The organism is Pseudonocardia endophytica, assembly GCF_004339565.1.
GTDB lineage: Bacteria > Actinomycetota > Actinomycetes > Mycobacteriales > Pseudonocardiaceae > Pseudonocardia > Pseudonocardia endophytica.
The window spans coordinates 1,015,746-1,037,010 of the sequence record NZ_SMFZ01000002.1; the positions used below are offsets into that span (position 1 = coordinate 1,015,746).

Here is a 21,265-nt window from a genome sequence, read left to right on the forward strand (position 1 = left end):
TCGGTCGTGCGCGCCACGCTCGACGACGTGGAGCACCCGCTCGAGCCGTTCTGGCGCGGAGTGATCGCGTTCCGGCTGCTCACGCTCGTCACCGTGATCGGGGTGACGCTGTGGCACCTCGACGGCTACGCGCGCCCGTACGGCGCGGCCGTGGTTCTCGTCGTCATGACACTGTGGACGGCCGTCCTGTCCTGGGGATATCTCGGACGGCTGCCCGGCCTGCCGGACCGCCGCGGAGCGCTCGCCGTCGCCGACCTGGCCGTGTGCTGCCTGGTCATGGCGGCCACGCCGCTCGTCGTGTTCGAGGCGCAGCTCGACGCCGGCACGCCGGGCATGGGCTCGATCTGGACGTCCGGGTCCGTGCTGGCCTGCGCCGTCGCGTTCCGGATCCGCGGCGGGCTGATCGCGGCGCTGGTCATCTCCGCCGCGCTGGTGCTGAGCAAGTGGCGGTTCGGCCTGCTCGAGCTCGGCGACATCGAGCTGCTGGTGCTGGCCGGGCTGACGGTCGGGTTCGCGTCCCGGGTGCTGCAACGGGCGGCGGCACGCCTGCGCCGGAGCGCGGCGCAGCAGGCGGCGGACGCGGAGCGGGAACGGCTCACCCGCCAGATCCACGACGGCGTGCTCCAGGTGCTCGCGCACGTGCAGCGCCGCGGGACGGAGATGGGCGGCGGCGCGGCCGAGCTCGGGACGCTGGCCGGCGAGCAGGAGGTCGCGCTGCGGACACTGCTCACCGCCGGAGCCCCGACCACCGACGCGACCGGCCACCGCGATCTCGGTGCCGCGCTACGGACGCTCTCGTCGCCGCGGGTCACGGTGTCCGCTCCCGCCGATCCGCTGGAGCTGCCTGCCTCCGTCACCGACGAGATCGAGGCCGTCGTCCGTGCCGCGCTGGCCAACGTGGACGCGCACGCGGGCCCGGAGGCGCGGGCCTGGGTGCTGGTCGAGGAGCTGGACCGGGATCTGGAGATCAGCGTCCGCGACGACGGCCCCGGCATCCCGGACGGCCGTCTCGCCGAGGCCGAGTCGGAGGGCCGCCTCGGCGTGGCCCGCTCGATCCGCGGCCGCGTCGAGCAGCTCGGTGGCACGCTGTCCCTCGACACCGGGCCGGGCCGGGGGACCGAGTGGGCCGTACGGGTGCCGCGCCCGGTCCGCACACAGGGGGTGGCGTCGTGACCGAGGAGGCCGAGGTGCGGGTGATGGTCGTCGACGACCATCCGATCTGGCGCGAGGGCGTGGCCCGCGACCTGACCGAACGCGGCTGCGACGTCGTCGCGACGGCTCCGGACGCGCCCGCCGCCGTCCGGATCGCGGCGGCCGTGCGACCGGACGTCGTGCTGATGGACCTCAATCTCGGCGAGACGTCCGGCGTCGGAGCGATCGCCGAGATCATGGCGGCCCGCCCGGAGACCCGGATCCTCGTGCTGTCCGCCAGCGGCGAGCACGGCGACGTGCTCGAGGCGGTGAAGGCGGGCGCCACCGGCTACCTGATCAAGTCCGCGGGCGCCGAGGAGCTGCTGGACGCCGTGCGCCGCACCGCTCGCGGTGTCGCCGTGTTCACGCCGGGCCTGGCCGGGCTCGTGCTCGGCGAGTTCCGCAAGATGGCCGACGCGCCCGCCCGCAAGGACGGCGAGCCGGCCGTCCCGGCGCTGACCGACCGGGAGACCGAGGTGCTGCGGCTGGTCGCGAAGGGGCTGACGGCCCGGCAGATCGGCGAGCGCCTCGTCGTCTCGCACCGCACGGTGGAGAGCCACGTCCAGAACACGCTGCGCAAGCTGCAGCTGCACAACCGCTCCCAGCTCGTCCGGTACGCGATCGAGAGCGGACTCGCAGACGAGTGAACGTCGACCCGTTCGTCCGATAGGCCCGTTCCGGGTGATCGCGAGCCCGTCCGGTGGATGGCATGCTGGTCCGTCCGGAGTCGAGGGGATCGTGAGGTGGAGGTCGACCGGTGGAGCACGACGAGTCCATCGGTGCCGTGGTCGTGGGCCTGCCGCCGGTCCCCGCCTCCGTGACGGTCCTGGCCACCGTGACGGCAGCCGAGCTTCCCGCGGCCGTCGCCCGGCTCCGGCCACGGCTCGGCATCGTCGACCTGGACGCCGGCAGGGACGCCGGGATCGTCGCGATCTCCGCACTCGCCGACCAGATCCCGGACGTGCCCGTCCTCGCCTCGTCCGCCGGGATCGCGCATGCCACGGTGCTCGACGCCGTCCGCGCCGGTGCCGCCGGATATGCCGCGGGGGCCGACCCGCACACGATCGCCGAGCTCGTCGACGCCGTGGTGGAGGGCCGTCCCGCGTTCAGCCCGGGGCTGGCCGAGCTGGTGCTGGACGCCGTCGCGGACCCGGCGACGACGGCGGCGCCGCCGCTGAGCCCGCGCGAGTCCGACGTGCTGCTGCTGGTCGTCGAGGGCCTGACCGCCCGACAGATCGCCGGTCGCCTGGTGCTGTCGCCACGCACCGTGGAGAACCACGTGCAGCGACTGCTCCGCAAGTTCGACGTGCCGGGGCGCGGCGCACTCGTCCGGTACGCGATCGAGCACGGCCTGGCCTGAAACGGTTTCTCAGTCCCCGCAGGAACCGGTTCCGGACGGCAGGATCCGCGGCGAGACCCTCCGGCACAACCGCACGCCGACGACGATTCCCGCGATCGTCGCGAGAGCGGGCAGATAACCGCTGCCCAGTTGCACCAACGGAATGGCCGGGCATCCTCCGGAGATCGCCCATCCGATACCGAACAACACGGCTCCCGGCACGACTCCCGCATGGAGCCGGGGCGGCACCCGTCGCACACCGATGACGGCGAACACCACCACGATGATCGCGACGGCGCCGGCGAACGCGAGCAGCATCCGCGGATCGCGGAGCGTGAACATGGTGTGGAGCTGGCCGTAGTCACCGAAGCCGATGTTCGCGACGACGAAACCGAGCGCGAGGCCGGCGACGACGTTGGCGAACAGGGCCGCACCGCGGGTGCGCATCAGAGCGCCAGCAGGGTCGAGACTCCGACCGCGGTTCCGAAGAACACGGCGGTCGCGAGGATGCTCGTCGGGTAGAGGCGCCCGCAGCCGGACAGGCCGTGGCCGGAGCTGCACCCGCCGGCGAGCCGGGTCCCGAAGCCCACGAGCACGCCGCCCACGAACAGCACGGCGACCATGCCCCACGGGTTCCCGGTCACCACCGTGCTGAAGACCTGCCCCATGTCCAGGTGGAGCTGCAGGCGACCGCTGGTGGCGGCCGCGAGCGTCCCGCCCAGCGTGACGGACACCAGCAACGCGATCTGGGAGGCGAGCGGCATGGGTCGCCGGAGCGCGGGTTCGTCCTCGCTGACCTGCGACGACGGCGTCGGGATCGTCGCGGCCGTCGGGGCCGGACCCGTTGCTGCCGGACCGGCAGCCAGCGCTTCGACGAGCGCCCGCTGGTCCAGCCCGGCGTCGACCCGCTCGACCGCCCGCTCGCGACGCCAGTGCACGACGCGGTCCCACGCGTTCGACACCCCGAGCGAGCGGTCGGTGGTCAGCGTGTGGTTGATCGTGACCAGGGCGAGGGCGATCGCGCCCGCCCACCACGGCCAGTAGCTACTCATAGGGGCCCCTCATCCAGTCCGTGAGGCGCGTCCACCAGCGGCGCGCCGGTCGTCGGGGTTCCCGCACGGGGCGGGACGTCTCGCTCGGCTGCCGCGGCCGCGGGACGAACGGCGATGCGACGGGCCGCTCGACGACGACGCGCGGCTCGCCGGTCGGGCCCATCGGCTGGAAGGCGCCCGGGTCGTCCACGGTCTCGGGGAGCACCCGGACGGCCGCCGCACCACCGGCCGCGTCGACGGAGGCCGCGGACACGGCGGGAGCGGCGACCGTGTCCGCGGCGTACAGCTGGATGTGCTGGGCGTGGCGTCCGTTCGGGAGGAGTCCCAGCGGAACGACCTCCCCCTGCATCGACAGGGCGTACCGCGCGCACTTCTGCGATCCCTCGGAACTGTCGCAGTAATAGCGACGCCATTCCCTCAGGCTCTCGTTCATCAGAGGGAAGAGTGGACAGCCGGAAGCGTGGGGGCATGCCATGGGAGTTCCGATCGTCGCGCGGAGAGTGCGGAGTATCCGGCGTTCCGGTTGCGGTTCGTCGAATGAAGGACCGTCCGTGTCGGTACGACGAGTTTAATTTGCGCGGAGTCGGTGGTTGCGCATCCGGAGTCCGATGGTCGGTTCCCGGCGCCCAGCTGCCGGACGTTCCGACGTGCGCAGCAGCCGTGAACGCCGTTCGGACGATGCTCGTTGCTGCGGTCGGCCCTATGTGCGCACCGTGTGTGTCCTGTCGGACACGGAGAGCCGTTCGGCTCGTCGGGACGGCCGCTCAGCCCGTCGGAGCTCCCAGGCGGGTGAGCACGGCGTCGAGCAGGGCCGGGACGTCGGCGTCCAGCGCGACGTCGACCGGCGGCGACACCGGCGCACCCGTCCGGCCGTGGTCCGGGACGGTGGCGCCGCGGGCCGGGCCGAGGTCACAGGCGACCTGCAGCGACAACGACGTCGGCCGCAGCGTGCCGGGGACGATCGCCTCCAGGAGCGCGACGGCGTCGTGCAGCGGCACCCCGTCCATACCGTGCGTCCGCCGGTACCAGCCGCGGTACGGCTCGATCAGCGCGTCGAGCCGGTGGCAGACGGCGTCACCCGCGGCGAGGCGGGCCAGTCGTTCCTCGCCGACCGCGCAGCGCAGCGTCAGGTCCAGCGGCACGAGCGTCACCGGCACCTCGGCCTGGGCGAGCACCCGGTGCGCGGCCTCCGGGTCGGCGTACACGTTGAACTCGGCGGCGCCGGTGACGTTGCCCGCGCCGATCGCGCCGCCCATCACGACGATCCGGCCGATCCGGTCGACGAGCTCGGGATGCGTCGCGAGCAGCAGCGCGGTGTCGGTCAGCGGCCCGATCGACGCGATCGTGACCGGCTCGGTCGCGGCGCGCAGCACGTCGGTCATCACGTCGATGCCCGGACGCGGATCCAGCGGCACCCGGTCCGGGAGCGTGTGCGCGAGCCCGCCGAGCCCGTCGTCGCCGTGCACCTCGGCGGCGCGGACCGGACGGTCGTGCACCACCGGACGGGCGGCGCCCGCCGCGACCGGAACATCCGGGCGCCCGGCGAGCGCGACCAGCCGCCGTGCGTTGTCCAGCGTCCGGTCGAGCCCGACGTTGCCGAACGCCGCGACGACGGCGCGGACGTCGACCTCCGGGCTGCGCAGCGCCAGTACGAGTGCGACCGCGTCGTCGACGCCGGGGTCCGTGTCGATGATCAGCGGGATCGGCACGCCGCGACTCTAGCTAGTGCCGTGTCGCGTACCGCCGCCTGCGAGCACCAGGGCCCCCGAGTCCGTGCCGAACGTCTCGCGATGCGGCACTGCCGGCTACTCGCTGCGTGTGGGTTCGTCCTCGGTCTCCCGGTCCAGTTCGCGCGCGGCCGCCGCGGTCAGGCCCGCGTCGCTCTGCGCTCCGCCCTGACGCAGGTTCCCCTCGTGGTCGACGTCCTCGCGGACGGTGCCCGCGTCGGTGCCGGTGACGTCGTCGTCGGACCCGTCGTCGATGCTCGTGGTCGTCGTGCGGGGTGCGTTGTCCGGCTGGCTCATCCGTGCTGGTACCCGCCAGGGGCGCCGCCCACACGGGCCGGATTAGGGTCGCCGCCATGAGCGCCGGCTCGCGACGCGATCCCGACCAGGCCCGCCTGTTCGGGCTGTCGTCGCTGCGCTGGGTGGTGCGCCACCGCGCATGGACTCCCTGGTACCTGCTGCGCTACTGGCGGCTGCTGATGTTGCGCGTCCGGTACCCGCACGTCGTCGTGCGCGGGATGGTGTTCCTCGGGCGCGGGGTGCGGATCGAGGCGCGGCCGGGGTTCGGGCGCCTGGAGATCGGCCGGTGGGTGCACATCGGCGACGGCACCGCGCTGCGCTGCCACGAGGGGTCGATGCGGATCGGCGACAAGGTCGTGTTCGGCCGGAACAACACCGTGAACTGCTACCTCGACGTCGAGATCGGCGGCGCCACGCTCGTCGCGGACTGGGTGTACGTCACCGACTTCGACCACGTCACCTCCGACGTGCACCGCCCGATCAAGGACCAGGGCATCGTCAAGTCGCCGGTGCGGATCGGTCCGGAGTGCTGGCTCGGGGTGAAGACGTCGGTGCTGCGCGGCACCCGGATCGGGCGCGGAACCGTGCTGGGCGCGCACGCCGTCGCCAGGGGAGACCTTCCGGCGTACGCGATCGCCGTCGGCTCACCGGCGCGCGTGGTGCGCGACCGCCTGGCCGACTACGAGTCCGCCGCCGCCGAACGCGAGGCCGTGCAGGACATGGCCCGCAAGGCCGATCGCGCCCTCAGGGCCCGCCTCGACCGGGCCTGACCTACGACCGGCCGAGCACGTTCCCCGTCGGGATCTTGGGACGCTCCAGGACGCGCGGCCCGTGCGTCTGCGCCGCGGCGTAGACGTCCGCGGTGCCGGCGGCGATCCGGGTCCAGTCGAAGTCCTCGCGCAGACGTGCCCGCGCTGCCCGGGAGCGCCGCCGCGCGGCGGCCGGGTCGGACAGCGCGCGGGACACGGCGTCCGCGATCCCCGGCACGTCGCCCGCGGTGAACGAGATGCCGGTGACGCCGTCCTGCACCACCTCGCCCAGCCCGCCGGCGTCGGACGCGACGAGCGTGGCCCCGACGGCGGCGGCCTCCAGCGCGACGATCCCGAACGGCTCGTAGCGGCTCGGCAGGACGACGGCGTCCGCGGTCCGCAGCAGCGCGGCCAGCTGCGCGTCCGGGAGGTGGCCGAGGAAGTCCACGCTGCGCCGCACACGATGCGCGGCGACGCGTTCGGCCAGGAACTCGCGCTGCGTCCCGCTCCCGGCGAGCAACAACCGGGTCCCCGGGTGCCTGCGACGGATCCGCGGCAGCGCGGCGACCAGGTCCTGCACGCCCTTCTCGAACTCGAGCCGTCCGAAGTAGACGAGCCGCGGTCCGGGTGCGGCGTTCCGCCGGGTCCGCTCCGCGTCGGCCGCGGCGCGCGGAACCCGCCAGCGCTTCGCGTCGATACCGTTGTGCACCACGTGGATCCGCTCGGGCGCGAGGTCGAACAGCGTCGCCGCCTCGTGCCGCATCGCGGTCGAGCAGGTGATCACCTCGTCGGCCCGGTTGGCGAGCCACCACTCGGTGGAGTGCACCTGCCGGTTCATCGGCCCCGGCAGCCAGCCGGAGTGCCTGCCCGCCTCGGTGGCGTGCATCGTCGCGACGAGCGGCACGTCGAGCGCGTCCGCGATCGCGATCGCCGGGTGCGCGACGAGCCAGTCGTGCGCGTGCACCACGTCCGGCCGCCATCCGGGCAGCAGGTCCACGAACGCGTGCCGGACGAGCGCGTGCCCCATGGCCAGCGTCCACGCGACCATGTCGCGCTCGAACTCCAGGTGCGGCGGATCCTCGGCCACCCGCACGACCCGGACCCCGGACACGGTGTCGACGACGGTCGCGTGCGTCCCCGCGTCGGTCCCGGTCGGCTGTCGCGAGAGGACGACGACGTCGTGCCCGGCCGCCGCGAGCTCACGGGACAACGCGTGCACGTGCCGCCCGAGCCCGCCGACGACGACCGGCGGGAACTCCCAGCTGACCATCAGCACCCGCATCCACAGATCCTGACAAACGTTCCCGACGGGGTTACCGCCGGGTAGCCTCGCGGCAGCCCCGGCCGCCGTCGCACCCCTCGGCTCCGTGTCGCACCCCGTCCCGGCGTGGCGCACCGGTTGCAGCGGGTGCGACACGCCGAGAAGGGGTGCGGCGGCTGGCTGCGGGACGACTCCGGCGCCCGCCTCAACGGGTCCGGTCGGTTGTGCAGCGCATCCCGTCCGGGCGAGATCGCACTCATGGCTGCTCGGGGCGGCCCGGAACCGCCACCAGTGCGATCTCGGCGGGTCAGAGCGTCGGGCGGACCAGGTCCCGGGCGTCCACGTGGCCGAACAGGGGTTGCCGCGCGTCGGTCCATGCCTCCGTCCGGCGTCGGGCGGCCCGGTCGCGTCCGGAGCGGAGGAGACCGGACAGTTCGTGCACCCGGTTCGCGTGCAGGGACGCGCGTCCGCGGGCGTAGTCGGCGGCCGAGTCCTTCGTGACCATGAACGCCCAGTCGCTGGACAGGGCGTGCAGGGCCTGGTCGGCCATGAGGTCGCGCAGCGGATCGCGCACCGGGGTTCCCGACGCATCTCCCACCGGGACCGCGTCCAGCGCGGCGAGCAACGAGCGCTGCACGTCGGCGTTCGTGGTGACCAGGTCGGAGACCTGCGGACCGGCCCAGACCCGCCAGTCCTTGCCCGAGCCCCACGAGCACTCCGGCAGCGTCACGGGGTCGCCGACCAGCCCGTCGTCGACGGCGCCCTGCAGTGTCCGCACGGCGACCCCGCGCGTCGGCAGCAGGCGCAGCACGGCCTCCAACCATGCCGGTCCCTCGTGCCACCAGTGCCCGAACAGCTCCGTGTCGAACGCGGCGACGGTCAGGCCCGGCCGGCCCAGCGACAAGCGGACGGATTCCAGACGCGCGACCACCGTGTCGACGAAGTCGAGGGCGTCCCGCCGCACGGCGCCTGCGGCGAGAACGGGGGAGTACGGCCGCTTCCGCTCCGGCGGCACACGCCGGCCCGTCACCCGCGCCGGCTTGAGGCCGGACGCGTGGTCCCAGGTGTGGAAGTCGCGGTACTCGGCAGAGCCGGGGTAGCCCTTCCGCGGCGACCACACCCGGTACGTGACGTCCAGGTCGCGGCCCGCGCAGACGACGGACGAGTCCCCGACCGGCCGCATCAGCCCGGTCCGCCCGCCCAGGGCCGGGCCGTCGACGAGGAAGTGGCGTACGCCCGCGTCGTCGTACTCCCGCTCCATGCCCGGCGCGAAGCCGCACTCCGGCGCCCAGATCCCGGACGGTGCGGAGCCCAGCCGCACGCGATGGTCGGCCAGGCCGGTGAGCAGCGAGAACCGTCGGACGCGGGGATCGAGCAGCGGCGCGAACGGGTGTGCCGCCGGGCCGCCGAGCAGTTCGACCGCTCCGCAGTCGCGCAATCCGCGGAGCACGGGGGACGCGCCGTGGCGCCAGTGCCGCTCGAACTCGTCGGTGGCGGCCGCGGCGGTCCGGTGCTCGTGCGCGGCGAGATCGGGCAGGCGGGTGGCGGCCGAGTGCGCGCGCAGCGTCCAGCCACCGAGCCAGTCGTGGACGCCGCGCAGGCAGTGCGGGTCGTCGAGCTGGGCGGCGAGCACCGGGGTGACACCGAGGGTCAGGAGGTCCCGATGGCCGTCGGAGGCCAGCCGCCGCAGCATCGCCGTCAGCGGCAGGTAGGCGTGCGCCCACGACTGGTAGAGCCACTCCTCGCCCACCGGCCAGCGCCCGTGGTGCGCCAGCAGCGGCAGGTGCGAGTGCAGGACCAGGCAGAAGGTGCCGACCCTGCTCACGGGCGACGGGCCGTGACGAGCAGGTCGAGGCTCTCGCCCAGGCCGGTGGAGAGCAGCACGAAGTCGCTCGCGCGCACGGCGGCGACGTCGGCGAGCAGCTCCGGCGGCCACTGCGACCCGGACAGCACGACGGCCGTCTGGGCTTCCACGATCGATCCTCCGTGCGCCGCGTCGAGCTCCCGCAGCCGGGGGCCGTGAAACAGGCCCTGCACCGTGACGTCGTCGAAGCCTGCGGCCACGACCATCTCGTGCAGCTCGGCCGGGGACAGCTCACGGGTGTGGAACGGGTTCAACGGCGTGTCCCGGCCGGGGGAGAACGTGAGCCGGTTCGGGGTGGAGACGAGCAGGCGCCCGCCGGGACGCAGCACGCGACGGCACTCGGCCAGGAACCGCTCCTGCTCCCACAGGTGCTCGATGACCTGCAGGGACACCAGCGCATCGATCGACCCGTCGGCGACCGGGAGTGCGACCAGGTTCGCCTGCGAGACCGCCACGCGCGGGTAGCGGGAGGCGACGTGGGCGACCGTCGGCACGTCGTAGTCCAGGGCGAGCACCCGACGCGCGGTCCCGGCCAGCAGGTCCGCTCCGTAGCCCTCGCCGCACCCCGCCTCCAGCACGACGCCGCCCGAGCAGTCCGGAGCGATCGCGGCGTAGACGACCTCGTGCCGTCGGAACCAGTAGTTCTCGTGCGCGATCCCGGGCACCGTCCGCTCGCCGGTCAGCGGCAGCGACTCGGTCAGGTCCACCGTGCTCCTCGGGTCTCTGGGGACGACGGACGCGAACCCTACCCGCCGGTAGGCACGCACCGACCGGGCAGACGCTCCCCGCCGACCGCGCCCCCGTCCCGGGGTGACTGCGCAGCTGCCCGTCCCCGTCGGGGCCGCCGAGAGGCTGTCGCGGTGATCACATTTAGGTAAGGCTAACTTTAGTTACGCTGGGCGTCCGACCCGAGGAGAACGATGACTGCACTGCGCGTCGCGGTGGTGGGAGCCGGTCCGGCCGGGATCTACGCCGCCGACACACTCGTCAAGTCCGATGTGGACGTATCTGTCGACCTGATCGAGAAACTGCCCGCCCCGTTCGGGCTGGTGCGCTACGGCGTCGCCCCCGACCACCCGCGGATCAAACAGATCGTGCACGCCCTGCACCGGATCCTCGACCACCCGTCCGTGCGGCTGTTCGGCAACGTGCACTACGGCACCGACCTCTCCCTCGCCGACCTGCGCGAGCACTACGACGCCGTGATCATGGCGACCGGCTGCGAGCGGGACCGTGACCTGGACATCCCGGGGATCGAGCTGCCCGGCAGCCACGGGGCCGCCGAGTTCGTGCGCTGGTACGACGGGCACCCGGACGTCGACCGCGAGTGGGTGCTCGACGCGACGTCGGTCGCCGTCGTCGGCGCCGGCAACGTCGCGCTGGACGTGGCCCGCGTCCTGGCGAAGTCCGTGGAGGACATGCGCAGCACGGAGATCCCCGACTCGGTCGACGTCGGGCTGGCCGACAACCCGGTCACCGACGTGCACGTGTTCGCCCGCCGGGGTCCGGCGCAGGCCAAGTTCAGTCCGATGGAGCTGCGCGAGCTCGACCACGTGCCGGGGCTCGAGGTCGTCGTCGCGCCGGAGGACATCGAGTACGACGACGGCTCGATGGACGGGATCCGTTCCAGCAAGCACGTCCAGATGGTGGTGAAGATCCTTCAGGAGTGGGCGCTGCGGGACCGCCGCCGTGACCCGCGCCGTGTCCACCTGCACTTCTTCGCCCGCCCGGACCGGGTGCTCGGCGCCGACCGTGTCGAGGGGTTGCGGGTGGAGCGGACGGAGTATGTCGGCGACGGGTCCGTGCGGGGGACCGGTGCCTACAGTGAGTACCCGGTCGGGGCGCTGTACCGCGCCGTCGGCTACACCGGTTCGCACCTGGCCGAGCTGCCGTTCGACCACGAGTACGGGGTGATCCCGCACCGCGCCGGCCGGGTGCACGACATCGACGGCCAGGAGCTGCCCGGCCTCTACACGGTGGGGTGGATCAAGCGCGGCCCGGTGGGGCTGATCGGCCACACGAAGGGGTGTGCGTCGGAGACCGTCGGCAACCTGCTCGCCGACGTTCCGAGCCTGCGGCGCGCGCCCCGTCGTGACCCGGACGCCCTGCCCGCGCTGCTCGATCGGCGCGGGACCGAGTTCACGACGTGGGACGGCTGGCTCGCCCTCGACAAGCACGAGCGCGGGCTGGGCGAGGCGCGCGGCCGCGAACGGACGAAGGTCATCCCGCGCGACGAGATGGTGCGGGTCAGCCGGGCCGGTTGACCCACCGGTCGCGGGGAGGTCAGGCGGGTCCGCCGGCCACGCTGACCACACCGCCGACGACGTGGGTCAGCCACGCCAGCACCGTCGTGTCGTCGAGTGTCAGCGGTACCTCGGGGCCCGACCAGGACAGCGGCGTGACCGGCCGGTTCGCCAGCGCGTCCTCGAGCATCAGCGCGAGCCCGTCGGTGGCGCGCACGCTGATCCCGGCGTGGCTCACGACCCGGCTGCCGGCCACCGCCTCGTCGGCGTGCGTCCCGGTGCTCAGGACGTAGCCAGAACCCAGCCGGTCGTCGAACCCGGTGACCTCCACGCGCGGCGCTCCCCTCGTCGACGTCCGGCATCGCCGAGACCGAACGTTAGCGAAGGCGGCACCCCCGGATCGGGCGGGTGTGACCGACGTGGCTCCGGGCTCATGACACAGCGGTGATTCGGGTCACGACCTGCGACGTTGCGGGCAAGCTACTCGTCGGTAACAATCGCTCGTACACGGCCCGGCGTCCCGTTCCCGGCCGTCGACTGGCAGAGTCGTCGCCGGAGATGCGGACGCGCCGCCGCGAACGGACCTGAGTGGCCCGGACGTGGTGGCGAGGACGTCCGGCGCCGACGCGGTCCTCCGGGCCACTCGGCGCCAACAACCCCGGGAGCAAGCCCGGACGGTGGGTCGGCGCGCCGGCCCGTGAACCAGGCGCCTGCGCCAGCAGGTGCGTCGTGGCAGGAGGTCGAAGAGGTCCGATGAAGATCGTCGCTCTGATCAAGCAGGTGCCCGACACCTACTCCGAACGCAAGCTCTCCGACTCGGATCAGACCTTGGACCGTGAGGGCACCGAGGCCGTGATCGATGAGATCAACGAGCGTGCGGTGGAGGCTGCGCTGCAGCTGAAGGAAGCAGACGGCGCCGGTGGTTCTGAGGTGGTGGTCGTCTCGATGGGACCGGACCGGGCCACGGACGCGATCCGCAAGGCGCTGTCGATGGGCGCGGACTCCGCGGTGCATCTGTCCGACGAGGCGTTGCACGGGTCGTGCGCGGTGCAGACCGCGAAGGCGCTGACGAAGGTGATCGGCACCGTCGACGGGTGGAACCTGGTCGTGGCCGGTGAGCAGGCCTCGGACGGTCAGATCGGCGCCGTCCCGGCGATGATCGCCGACCTGCTGGGCGTCCCGTCGCTCACCCACGCCGTCGAGCTGTCCGTCGACGGGACGACCGCCACGGTGAAGCGGGAGACCGACGACGGTGTCACGCACCTGAGCGCCCAGCTTCCGGCGGTGGTGTCGATCGGGGAGAAGGCCAACGAGCCGCGCTACCCCAGCTTCAAGGGGATCATGGCCGCGAAGAAGAAGCCGGTCGAGACCCTCGACCTGTCCGGCGCGGGGATCGACGCCTCCGAGGTCGGCCTGGCGAACGCGCTCACCACGGTGACGTCCGCGGCGCCGAAGCCGCCGAAGCAGGCGGGCGAGAAGGTCACCGACGAGGGCGACGGCGGTTCGAAGATCGCCGAGTACCTGGTCGGCCAGAAGCTCATCTGAACCACCCCCGACACGACCACGAAGGAGACAGAACTCATGGCTGAGGTGCTGGTCCTCGTCGACCACGTCGAGGGCGAGATCAAGAAGACCACCTACGAGCTGCTCACCGCCGCCCGGGCGCTGGGTGAGCCGTCCGCGGTCGTCGTCGGTGCCGCCGGCACCGCCGGCAAGCTGGCCGACGGCCTGTCGGCGCACGGCGCGGAGAAGATCTACGTCGCCGAGCACGACTCCACCGACCACCTCACCCCCGAGGTGACGGTGCTCGAGTCGCTGATCGGGTCCGCGTCGCCGGCGGCGGTGCTGATCTCGGCGTCCGCGGACGGCAAGGAGGTCGCCGGCCGGCTGGCGGTGCGCACGAACTCCGGGCTGCTCGGCGACGTCGTCGGCGTCAGCGCCGATGGTGTGTCGCACTCGGTGTTCGGTGGCGCCTACACCGCCGAGGCCAAGAGCAACACCGAGCACCCGGTGATCACCGTGCGCCCGGGCTCGATCGACATCGAGGAGAACGCCGGCGCCGGGGCGCAGGAGAGCGTCGAGGTCCCGGCCGCGAACTCGCCGCAGGCGACGGTCACCAGCCGGGAGCCGATCACCGGTGGCGACCGTCCGGAGCTGACCGAGGCGACCGTCGTCGTCTCCGGTGGGCGTGGTGTCGGCTCCGCCGACGACTTCTCCGTGGTGGAGGGGCTGGCCGACGCGCTCGGCGCCGCCGTCGGTGCGTCGCGGGCGGCGGTGGACTCCGGCTACTACCCGCCGCAGTTCCAGGTCGGGCAGACCGGCAAGACCGTCTCCCCGCAGCTCTACATCGCGTTGGGGATCTCCGGTGCGATCCAGCACCGGGCCGGGATGCAGACGTCGAAGACGATCATCGCGGTGAACAAGGACGACGAGGCCCCGATCTTCGAGATCGCCGACTACGGCATCGTGGGCGACCTGTTCAAGGTCGCGCCGCAGCTGCAGGAGGAAGTGGCCAAGCGCAAGAGCTGACCGGTCGGCTCGCTTTTCCGAACGAACGGCACCTTCGGGCAGTCACAGTGCTCGACGGTGCCGTTCGTTCGTTTCCGGGGCGGGCGCCACCCTCCGGTCGCGGCCCGTTCACCTGCGAGGATCATGTTCTGTGCCGTTCACCGGCGCGCCATTCCGATGCGTGACGGATCCGTGTGAGGGTTCACGTCGCCCGGTTCCCATATCGGCGTGACGCATTACGGTGTTCTCCCCGCCCCGCCGGCTGTCGACCCCCGTGTGCTCGTCCGAACGCCGGAGGCCGCCGCGACGCGGTACTCCCTGCTGCTCACCACCGACGCCGACGACGTCGCCGCCGCGCAGGCGCTGCGGTACCGCGTGTTCGCCGGCGAGATCGGAGCCCGGCTGGACACCCCGGTCCCGGGACTCGACGTGGACCGGTTCGACGCGTTCTGCGACCACCTCGTGGTCCGCGAGGACGCCACCGGCGAGATCGTCGGCACGTACCGGATGCTGCCGCCGCACCGGGCGCGCGAGGCGGGCGGCCTGTACTCGGAGACCGAGTTCGACCTCGGCCGCCTCGACCCGCTGCGCGACTCGATCGTGGAGGCGGGCCGCTCCTGCGTGCACCCCGACCACCGCGCCGGGTCGGTCGTCGGCCTGGTGTGGGCCGGGATCGCCCGCTACATGCTGCTCACCGGGAACCGCTGGCTCGCCGGGTGCGCCAGCGTCCCGCTCGCCGACGGCGGCGCGCAGGCCGCGGGTGTCTGGGACACGGTCGGCGGGAAGCACTACGCCGACGAGCGGTACCGGGTCGTGCCGCGGAACCGATGGGACGTCGAGTCCGCGCCGCGACACCGCTCGGTCGGGCTCCCGCCGCTGCTGCGTGGCTACCTGCGGCTCGGCGCCTGGGTGTGCGGGGAGCCGGCGCACGACCCGGACTTCGGCGTCGCCGACTTCTTCGTGCTGCTCGGACTCGACCACGCCGACGAGCGCTACCTGCGATTCTTCCTCGGCGGCGACGAGTGACCGAGATCGTCGAGCGCCCCGCGGCGGCCCCTCGGACGCCTCCGCCGGCGCCGGTCGCGTATCGGGCGTCGGTCGCGCCCCCCGCGCCCACCGCGGCGGCGCACCCGACCCACCCGGGTGTGCTGCGCGCCGCGGACCGGCCGAAGGGCCCGTTCGCGCCGTGGTCGCCGTGCGACCCGTCCACCTGCCTGCCGAGCGTGCCGCGCGGCGGGCACCTGCGGATGGCGCGGCGGCTCGTCGCACTGGTCGGAGCAGTGGTGGTCGCGCTGCTGGTGGCGCCCGTGCTGCCGCTGGTCGGCGCGGCGGGCCGGGAACGTCTCGTGCGCCGGATCTTCGCCACGACACTGCACGCGGCCGGGGTGCGGCTCGAGGTGTCCGGAGCGACCGGACTGCGACCCGACGACGGGTCCGGCGCACTCGTCGTCGCGAACCATCTGTCGTGGATCGACGTCCTGGCGCTCGGCGCCGTGACGCCGGTGACGATGCTCGCGAAGCGCGAGGTCGCGGACTGGCCGGTGATCGGGCCGCTGGCCGCGCGCGTCGGCACCGTGTTCCTGGACCGCGAGGGGTTGCGCAGCCTGCCCCGGGTCGTCGACGAGACGGCGGACGCCCTGCGTGGCGGCGCGCTGATCGGCGTCTTCCCGGAGGCGACGACGTGGTGCGGCGCGGCGTCCGGCGAGTTCCGCAGGGCGCCGTTCCAGGCCGCGATCGACGCGGGCGTGCCGGTCCGTCCGGTCTCGTTCGCGCTGCGCACACCGGACGGGCGTCCGACGACCGCGGCGTCGTTCGTCGGCGACCAGACGCTCGGGGACTCGCTGACCCGGGTGCTGCGCATGCCCGGCGTGGTGTGCGCGGTCGTCGTCGGGGACGTGATCGACCCCACCGGTGACCGGCGGGATCTCGCCCGACGTGCGTCGACGGCGGTACGCGCCGCTGCGTGAGCACGCACGCTCGTACGCGGACGCACGACCGGGCGATTACCCTGGAGCCGATGACATATCTCGACCACGCGGCGACGACCCCGATGCTGCCCGCCGCAGCCGCCGCCATGAGCGATGCGCTGCTGCGGACCGGCAACGCGTCCTCGCTGCACTCGGCGGGTCGCCGGGCGCGCAGGGAGGTCGAGGAGGGCCGCGAGCGGATCGCGGGCGCCGTCGGGGCGCGCCCGTCCGAGGTCGTGTTCACGACCGGCGGCACCGAGAGCGACAACCTGGCCGTCAAGGGCCTGTTCTGGGCCAGGCGCGCCGCCGACCCGCGACGCACCCGGGTGCTCGTGTCCTCGGTGGAGCATCACGCCGTGATCGAGGCTGCGGAGTGGCTCGCCGAGCACGAGCGCGCCGACCTGCGCCTGCTCGAGGTCGACTCCGCGGGCCGGGTGCGGCCGGAGACACTGCGCGAGGCGCTGGCCGAGGCGCCGGAGCAGGTCGCGCTCGTGTCCGTGATGTGGGCGAACAACGAGGTCGGCACCGTCAATCCGGTCCGCGAGCTCGCCGCGATCTGCCACGAGCACAACATCCCGTTCCACACCGACGCCGTGCAGGCCGTCGGCATCCTGGACGTCGACTTCGGGGCGTCCGGTGTGGACGCGCTGACGCTGACCGGGCACAAGCTCGGCGGGCCCTACGGCGCGGGCGCGCTGCTGCTCGGCCGCGACGTCGAGTGCACTCCGCTGCTGCACGGCGGCGGCCAGGAGCGCGACGTGCGTTCCGGGACGCTGGACGTCCCGTCGCTGGTCGGGCTCGCCACGGCCGTCGAGCTGTCGGTCTCCGACGCGCCGCGCCGTCGTCCGCAGGTCACCGGGCTGCGCGACGAGCTGGTCCGCGAGATCACCGCCGTCGTCCCGGACGCGAAGCTCAACGGCGACGCGCTCACGTCCACCGTGGACGGCGGGCCAGGGCGGCTGCCGGGAAACGCGCACCTCTCGTTCCCCGGCTGCGAGGGCGACAGCCTGCTCATGCTGCTCGACGCGAACGGCATCGACTGCTCCACCGGATCGGCCTGCACCGCAGGCGTCGCGCAGCCGAGCCACGTGCTGCTGGCGATGGGTGCCGACGAGGCGACCGCGCGGGGGTCGCTGCGGTTCTCGCTCGGGCACACCAGCTCGCTCTCCGACGTCCGCGTGGTCACCGAGGCGATCGGCTCGGTCGTCGACCGCGCCCGGCGGGCCGGAGGGCGTGCTCCGGCCATGACGTCCTGATGCGTGTCCTCGCCGCGATGAGCGGTGGTGTCGACTCCTCGGTGGCCGCCGCGCGGGCCGTGGCGGCCGGGCACGACGTCGTCGGAGTCCATCTGGCGCTGGCCCGGACGCGGGACGCGCTGCGGTCCGGCTCGCGCGGCTGCTGCTCCCGTGAGGACGCCGCGGACGCCGCCCGCACCGCCGACGTCCTGGGCATCCCGTACTACGTGTGGGACCTGTCCGAGCAGTTCGCCCGCGACGTCGTCGACGACTTCGTGGACGCCTACGCGGGCGGCGAGACGCCGAACCCGTGCCTGCGGTGCAACGAGAAGATCAAGTTCGAGGCGGTGCTGGAACGGGCGCGTGCTCTCGGGTTCGACGCCGTGTGCACCGGTCACTACGCGCGTCTCGACCCGTCGGTCCCGGAGCTGCGACGCTCGGCCGATCCGGACAAGGACCAGTCCTACGTGCTGGCCGTGCTGCGCGCCGACCAGCTGCGGAACGCGCTGTTCCCGATCGGGGACACGCCGAAGTCGCAGATCCGGGAGGAGGCGTCCGCGCTCGGACTGCGCGTCGCGGGCAAGCCGGACAGCCACGACATCTGCTTCATCCCGACCGGCGACACCCGCGGGTTCCTGGCCGACCGTCTCGGCTCCCGGCCCGGCTCGCTGGTGGACCACGAGACCGGTGAGGTCCTCGGGACGCACGCCGGCGTGCACGGGTTCACCGTCGGGCAGCGCAAGGGGCTGGGCATCGACCGGCCAGCCGCCGACGGCCGGCCCCGGTACGTGCTGGGCATCGAGCCGGTCAGCGGGACCGTGCGCGTCGGGTCGGAGACGGCGCTCGACGTGTCCACGATCGACGCCCGGAGTCCGGTGTGGACGTCCGGTGCCGCGCCGGACGGGCCGTTCGGGTGTGTGGCGCAGGTCCGCGCACACGGCGGGACGGCGCCCGCCGAGGTCGTACCGGTCGAGGGTGGCGTGCGGGTGGACCTCGGTTCCGCGTTGCGCGGGGTGGCTCCCGGGCAGGCGGTCGCGTTCTACCGACCGGACGACGCGGGCGACGTCGTCCTGGGCTCGGCGACGATCACCACCGCGCACTGAGCCCTGCAGCGCCGACCGGCCGACGGCGTGCGACGTCGAGCGCGCTCGATGTCGGTGAGCCCGTGCGGTGATCGGCCGTCGGGTGAGGATCGGTGCCGCTGGTGGCGCCGATCGGGGCCGGATCGTCGATCACCGGCCTGGGGGCGGGACTCGGCTGTTCCGTGGAGGTAGGGGCAGGCTGCCGGCGCTGCTCCACAGCATGCCTTCATCCGCCGTCGCACCCGTGCGGTGATCGGCGGTCGGGTGTCGATCCGGGCCGCTGGTGGCGCCGATCAGCGCCGGATCGTCGATCACCGGCCTGGGGGCGGGACTCGGCTGTTCCGCGGAGGTAGGGGCAGGCTGCCGGCGCTGCTCCACAGCATGCCTTCATCCGCCGTCGCACCCGTGCGGTGATCGGCGGTCGGGTGTTGATCGGTGCCGCTGGTGGCGTCGATCAGGGCCAGAGCGCCGATCACGGCGGGCGGCGCGCTCCGGCCCTGCGGAAGGGGGTGTGTCGCGAACCGGTTGTCGGGCAGGGTGGATCGGAGATCGACGACAGGGGGTAGACGTGGTCTCGCCGCACCCGCCGACGCAGTCCGACCCACCACGGACGTTCGGTGAGCTGCTCGTCCGTCTCGTCGCGGCCGATGCGGAGGCCGTCGCGCTGATCGACCGCGGACCGGACGGTGCGGCACTGCCGGTCACGCGGGCCGAGTTCGCGGCGCGGGTCGCGGCACTGACCGGTGAGCTGTCCGCCGTCGCGCCCGGTGACACGGTCGCGGTCTGGCTGCCGAGCTGGTCCGACGCGCTCGTCTGGCAGTGGGCGGTCGCCGCGCGCGGGGCGAACGTGATCGGCGTGAACACCCGCTACGGCGTGGCGGAGGCGACGCACGTGCTCCAGCGGGCGCGGCCGTCGCTCGTCGTGCTGCCCGCAGCGTTCCACGATCTCGACCTGCTCGATCGACTCCGTTCCGCCGCGACCTCCGCCGGGCAGACGCCGCCGGTCGCCGTCGTGCCGGGCCCCAGCCGACAGCCGGTCACCGATCCGTCGGAGTTCGACGTCGGCGGGGGCGCGTGGTCTCCGTCGGCTCCGTGGTCTCCGTCCGCCCCGTCGGCTCCGTCCGCCCCGTCGGCCCCGTTCGCTCCCGGGCCCGAGGAGCCCGACGCACTCGTCGTCGCGTTCACGACGTCCGGATCCACCGGCATGCCGAAGCTCGCCGCCCACTCGGCGGGCGCCGTCGTCGGGCACGCGGTCGCCGACGCCGCGGCGATGGGCCTGCGCCCCGGCGACACCGTGCTCGGTGCCCTGCCGTTGTCCGGCGTGTTCGGGTACAACGCGGCGATGGCCGGTCTTGCCGCGGGCGCGACCGTGCTGCTCGAGCCCGTCTTCGACGCCGACACCGTCCTCGACGCGATGGCGCACCACGGCGTCACGCACGTCGGTGCGGGCGACGACATGATGTTGCGGATGAGCCAGGCGGCCTCGCGTGAGCTGCCCGACTGGCGCTGGCTCGGCATCGCCGACTTCCAGGGCCGGTCCCGCGAGATCGCCGAATGGGCCCGCGACGCGCACGGCGTGCGTACGACCGGCGTGTACGGCAGCTCGGAGGCGTTCGCGCTGCTCTCGATGTGGCCGGACGACGATCCGGAGCCGCACCGGTGGACCGGAGGCGGGCGGCTGGTCGGCGCCACGACCGAGGTCCGCGCCGTCGACCAGGACACCCGCGCCGCCCTCGGCCCCGGAGCCGAGGGCGAGCTCGAGTTCCGCGGACCGACCGTCGTCGACGCGTACCTCGGCGAGCCCGATCGCCCGACCGGGGACGCGGACGGCTGGTTCGCCAGCGGCGACCTCGGCGTCGTCACCGAGCCTGGCGTGTTCACCTACACCTGCCGGGCCGGGGACGCCCTGCGCCTGCGCGGGTTCCTCGTCGACCCGGCAGAGATCGAGGTGCGGCTGGCCGCGCATCCGTCGGTGCACACGGCGAAGGTGGTCGGCGTCCCCGGACCGGACGGTGCGACGCGCGCGGTCGCGTTCGTCGTCGGCGAGCCGGGCACCGCGCCGGACCCGGAGGCGCTACGGGTCTGGTGCCACGAGGCGTTGGCGCACTTCAAGGTCCCACACGCCGTGCGGGTGATCGAGGAGATGCCGACGACGTCCGGCACGAACGGCACGAAGATCCGCGCGGCGACACTGCGGGAGTGGGCCACCGCGCTCTGAGCGACGGCCCCGTTCCCGCGTGCGAGTTCGGTTCCCGCGTGCGCGGGGATTCACGAGAGACCACGATAGCGCGCGGCAAGCTCCGATGTGATCGGCGCGTGTGGAGCCGAGCGTTCGCCCCGCGAACGTCCCGCTCCTGGAACGTCGATCACGACGGATGGGCGGTCGACGCGCGTCGCGGCACGAGGACCGTCACCGCTGGGCCGGGACGGGTGCCGTCAAGCCGGGATGGGCGCCGTTGGGTTTGGGCGGGTGCCGTCAAGCCGGGATGGGCGCCGTTGGGTTGGGCGGGTGCCGTCAAGCCGGGGCGGGCGTCGTTGGGTTGGGCGGACGCCGTTGAGTTGGACGGGCGTCGTTGGGTTCGATGGGCGCCGCGGGGGGCCGGAGGGACGCCGCCGGGCGACGGTCGTCGGTTCCGCGGCCGGAGGCGGGGCGGAGCGGCGCAGGACCGACCGGGCCCTGGCGGCCAGCTCACCCGGCGAGAACGGCTTGACCAGATAGTCCGGACGCGGCAGGAGCATGATCGTCGACT

21 protein-coding genes are annotated in these 21,265 nt (G+C 73.5%); 12 read left to right on the forward strand and 9 right to left on the reverse strand.

All coding sequences use genetic code 11. From position 1 onward, the window contains the following. Nucleotides 1-6 precede the first annotated feature (6 nt). The 3 genes from macS to EV378_RS23655 all read left to right on the forward strand — a co-directional run bounded on the left by macS (nucleotide 7) and on the right by EV378_RS23655 (nucleotide 2,551). Nucleotides 7-1,173 carry a MacS family sensor histidine kinase gene (gene macS / locus EV378_RS23645; protein WP_243653734.1) on the forward strand — a complete coding sequence of 389 codons (1,167 nt, stop codon included), beginning with the start codon at nucleotides 7-9 and terminating at the stop codon, nucleotides 1,171-1,173. 23 nt (nucleotides 1,174-1,196) lie between these two features. Continuing rightward, nucleotides 1,197-1,838, forward strand: a complete 642-nt coding sequence (locus EV378_RS23650; protein WP_132432642.1) for a response regulator — start codon at nucleotides 1,197-1,199, stop codon at nucleotides 1,836-1,838. A gap of 110 nt (nucleotides 1,839-1,948) precedes the next feature. Next, nucleotides 1,949-2,551: a response regulator transcription factor gene (locus EV378_RS23655; protein ID WP_132429635.1), complete on the forward strand. Its 603-nt coding sequence runs from the start codon at nucleotides 1,949-1,951 to the stop codon at nucleotides 2,549-2,551. Between the two features lie 9 nt (nucleotides 2,552-2,560). On the opposite strand, the gene EV378_RS23660 is transcribed toward EV378_RS23655, so the two are convergent. The 5 genes from EV378_RS23660 to EV378_RS23680 all read right to left on the reverse strand — a co-directional run bounded on the left by EV378_RS23660 (nucleotide 2,561) and on the right by EV378_RS23680 (nucleotide 5,606). Continuing rightward, nucleotides 2,561-2,977, reverse strand: coding sequence for a YeeE/YedE thiosulfate transporter family protein (locus EV378_RS23660; RefSeq protein WP_132429636.1), 417 nt, complete (start codon nucleotides 2,975-2,977; stop codon nucleotides 2,561-2,563). Continuing rightward, nucleotides 2,977-3,582 (reverse strand): YeeE/YedE family protein, encoded by a 606-nt coding sequence (locus EV378_RS23665; protein WP_132429637.1) that lies wholly within the window; start codon nucleotides 3,580-3,582, stop codon nucleotides 2,977-2,979. The genes EV378_RS23660 and EV378_RS23665 overlap by 1 nt, the downstream gene beginning before the upstream one ends. Continuing rightward, nucleotides 3,575-4,015 (reverse strand): hypothetical protein, encoded by a 441-nt coding sequence (locus EV378_RS23670; RefSeq protein WP_132429638.1) that lies wholly within the window; start codon nucleotides 4,013-4,015, stop codon nucleotides 3,575-3,577. The genes EV378_RS23665 and EV378_RS23670 overlap by 8 nt, the downstream gene beginning before the upstream one ends. 331 nt (nucleotides 4,016-4,346) lie before the next feature. Further along, nucleotides 4,347-5,291 (reverse strand): nucleoside hydrolase, encoded by a 945-nt coding sequence (locus tag EV378_RS23675; RefSeq protein WP_132429639.1) that lies wholly within the window; start codon nucleotides 5,289-5,291, stop codon nucleotides 4,347-4,349. 96 nt (nucleotides 5,292-5,387) lie between these two features. Beyond that, the gene (locus tag EV378_RS23680) at nucleotides 5,388-5,606 is read right to left on the reverse strand and encodes a hypothetical protein (RefSeq protein ID WP_132429640.1); all 219 of its coding nucleotides are present in this window, start codon (nucleotides 5,604-5,606) and stop codon (nucleotides 5,388-5,390) included. A gap of 56 nt (nucleotides 5,607-5,662) precedes the next feature. Here EV378_RS23680 and EV378_RS23685 point away from each other — a divergent pair, with 56 nt between their 5' ends. Beyond that, nucleotides 5,663-6,376 (forward strand): acyltransferase, encoded by a 714-nt coding sequence (locus EV378_RS23685; protein ID WP_132429641.1) that lies wholly within the window; start codon nucleotides 5,663-5,665, stop codon nucleotides 6,374-6,376. Nucleotide 6,377: 1 nt separating this feature from the next. On the opposite strand, the gene EV378_RS23690 is transcribed toward EV378_RS23685, so the two are convergent. The 3 genes from EV378_RS23690 to EV378_RS23700 all read right to left on the reverse strand — a co-directional run bounded on the left by EV378_RS23690 (nucleotide 6,378) and on the right by EV378_RS23700 (nucleotide 10,187). Then, nucleotides 6,378-7,637 carry a glycosyltransferase family 4 protein gene (locus tag EV378_RS23690; protein WP_132429642.1) on the reverse strand — a complete coding sequence of 420 codons (1,260 nt, stop codon included), beginning with the start codon at nucleotides 7,635-7,637 and terminating at the stop codon, nucleotides 6,378-6,380. A 286-nt stretch (nucleotides 7,638-7,923) separates the two neighbouring features. Further along, nucleotides 7,924-9,441, reverse strand: a complete 1,518-nt coding sequence (locus EV378_RS23695; protein ID WP_132429643.1) for a 1,4-alpha-glucan branching protein domain-containing protein — start codon at nucleotides 9,439-9,441, stop codon at nucleotides 7,924-7,926. After that, nucleotides 9,438-10,187 carry a class I SAM-dependent methyltransferase gene (locus tag EV378_RS23700; RefSeq protein ID WP_207908841.1) on the reverse strand — a complete coding sequence of 250 codons (750 nt, stop codon included), beginning with the start codon at nucleotides 10,185-10,187 and terminating at the stop codon, nucleotides 9,438-9,440. The genes EV378_RS23695 and EV378_RS23700 overlap by 4 nt, the downstream gene beginning before the upstream one ends. Nucleotides 10,188-10,400: 213 nt before the next feature. Between EV378_RS23700 and EV378_RS23705 the strand changes: the two genes are divergently transcribed. Beyond that, nucleotides 10,401-11,744, forward strand: coding sequence for an FAD-dependent oxidoreductase (locus EV378_RS23705; protein WP_165922446.1), 1,344 nt, complete (start codon nucleotides 10,401-10,403; stop codon nucleotides 11,742-11,744). A 19-nt stretch (nucleotides 11,745-11,763) separates the two neighbouring features. Here EV378_RS23705 and EV378_RS23710 read toward each other — a convergent pair whose 3' ends face one another. After that, nucleotides 11,764-12,054: a hypothetical protein gene (locus EV378_RS23710; RefSeq protein WP_132429644.1), complete on the reverse strand. Its 291-nt coding sequence runs from the start codon at nucleotides 12,052-12,054 to the stop codon at nucleotides 11,764-11,766. A 422-nt stretch (nucleotides 12,055-12,476) separates the two neighbouring features. Here EV378_RS23710 and EV378_RS23715 point away from each other — a divergent pair, with 422 nt between their 5' ends. From EV378_RS23715 to EV378_RS23745, 7 genes are all read left to right on the forward strand, one after another. Further along, entirely contained in the window at nucleotides 12,477-13,268 is a 792-nt protein-coding gene (locus EV378_RS23715) for an electron transfer flavoprotein subunit beta/FixA family protein (RefSeq protein ID WP_132422232.1), read from the forward strand. 36 nt (nucleotides 13,269-13,304) lie between these two features. Then, nucleotides 13,305-14,252 (forward strand): electron transfer flavoprotein subunit alpha/FixB family protein, encoded by a 948-nt coding sequence (locus tag EV378_RS23720; protein WP_132429645.1) that lies wholly within the window; start codon nucleotides 13,305-13,307, stop codon nucleotides 14,250-14,252. Nucleotides 14,253-14,507: 255 nt separating this feature from the next. Further along, nucleotides 14,508-15,257 (forward strand): GNAT family N-acetyltransferase, encoded by a 750-nt coding sequence (locus tag EV378_RS23725; protein ID WP_132432651.1) that lies wholly within the window; start codon nucleotides 14,508-14,510, stop codon nucleotides 15,255-15,257. A gap of 119 nt (nucleotides 15,258-15,376) precedes the next feature. Next, nucleotides 15,377-16,198, forward strand: coding sequence for a lysophospholipid acyltransferase family protein (locus tag EV378_RS23730; RefSeq protein WP_132429646.1), 822 nt, complete (start codon nucleotides 15,377-15,379; stop codon nucleotides 16,196-16,198). A gap of 50 nt (nucleotides 16,199-16,248) precedes the next feature. Then, nucleotides 16,249-17,454 carry a cysteine desulfurase family protein gene (locus tag EV378_RS23735; RefSeq protein WP_132429647.1) on the forward strand — a complete coding sequence of 402 codons (1,206 nt, stop codon included), beginning with the start codon at nucleotides 16,249-16,251 and terminating at the stop codon, nucleotides 17,452-17,454. Further along, complete coding sequence (gene mnmA / locus EV378_RS23740; protein WP_132429648.1) at nucleotides 17,454-18,536, forward strand: tRNA 2-thiouridine(34) synthase MnmA; 1,083 nt, start codon at nucleotides 17,454-17,456, stop codon at nucleotides 18,534-18,536. The genes EV378_RS23735 and mnmA overlap by 1 nt, the downstream gene beginning before the upstream one ends. A 547-nt stretch (nucleotides 18,537-19,083) precedes the next feature. Further along, nucleotides 19,084-20,733: an AMP-binding protein gene (locus tag EV378_RS23745; RefSeq protein WP_132429649.1), complete on the forward strand. Its 1,650-nt coding sequence runs from the start codon at nucleotides 19,084-19,086 to the stop codon at nucleotides 20,731-20,733. The last annotated feature ends 532 nt before the right edge of the window (nucleotides 20,734-21,265 follow it).

Bases quoted from the DNA above. Each gene is read 5' to 3' on its own strand.
- EV378_RS23650 (WP_132432642.1), top strand. From the start codon at position 1,197: ATGGTCGTCGACGACCATCCGATCTGGCGCGAGGGCGTGGCCCGCGAC.
- EV378_RS23660 (WP_132429636.1), bottom strand. From the start codon at position 2,977: ATGCGCACCCGCGGTGCGGCCCTGTTCGCCAACGTCGTCGCCGGCCTC.
- EV378_RS23665 (WP_132429637.1), bottom strand. From the start codon at position 3,582: ATGAGTAGCTACTGGCCGTGGTGGGCGGGCGCGATCGCCCTCGCCCTG.
- EV378_RS23670 (WP_132429638.1), bottom strand. From the start codon at position 4,015: ATGAACGAGAGCCTGAGGGAATGGCGTCGCTATTACTGCGACAGTTCC.
- EV378_RS23680 (WP_132429640.1), bottom strand. From the start codon at position 5,606: ATGAGCCAGCCGGACAACGCACCCCGCACGACGACCACGAGCATCGAC.
- EV378_RS23685 (WP_132429641.1), top strand. From the start codon at position 5,663: ATGAGCGCCGGCTCGCGACGCGATCCCGACCAGGCCCGCCTGTTCGGG.
- EV378_RS23690 (WP_132429642.1), bottom strand. From the start codon at position 7,637: ATGCGGGTGCTGATGGTCAGCTGGGAGTTCCCGCCGGTCGTCGTCGGC.
- EV378_RS23705 (WP_165922446.1), top strand. From the start codon at position 10,401: ATGACTGCACTGCGCGTCGCGGTGGTGGGAGCCGGTCCGGCCGGGATC.
- EV378_RS23715 (WP_132422232.1), top strand. From the start codon at position 12,477: ATGAAGATCGTCGCTCTGATCAAGCAGGTGCCCGACACCTACTCCGAA.
- EV378_RS23720 (WP_132429645.1), top strand. From the start codon at position 13,305: ATGGCTGAGGTGCTGGTCCTCGTCGACCACGTCGAGGGCGAGATCAAG.
- EV378_RS23735 (WP_132429647.1), top strand. From the start codon at position 16,249: ATGACATATCTCGACCACGCGGCGACGACCCCGATGCTGCCCGCCGCA.
- mnmA (WP_132429648.1), top strand. From the start codon at position 17,454: ATGCGTGTCCTCGCCGCGATGAGCGGTGGTGTCGACTCCTCGGTGGCC.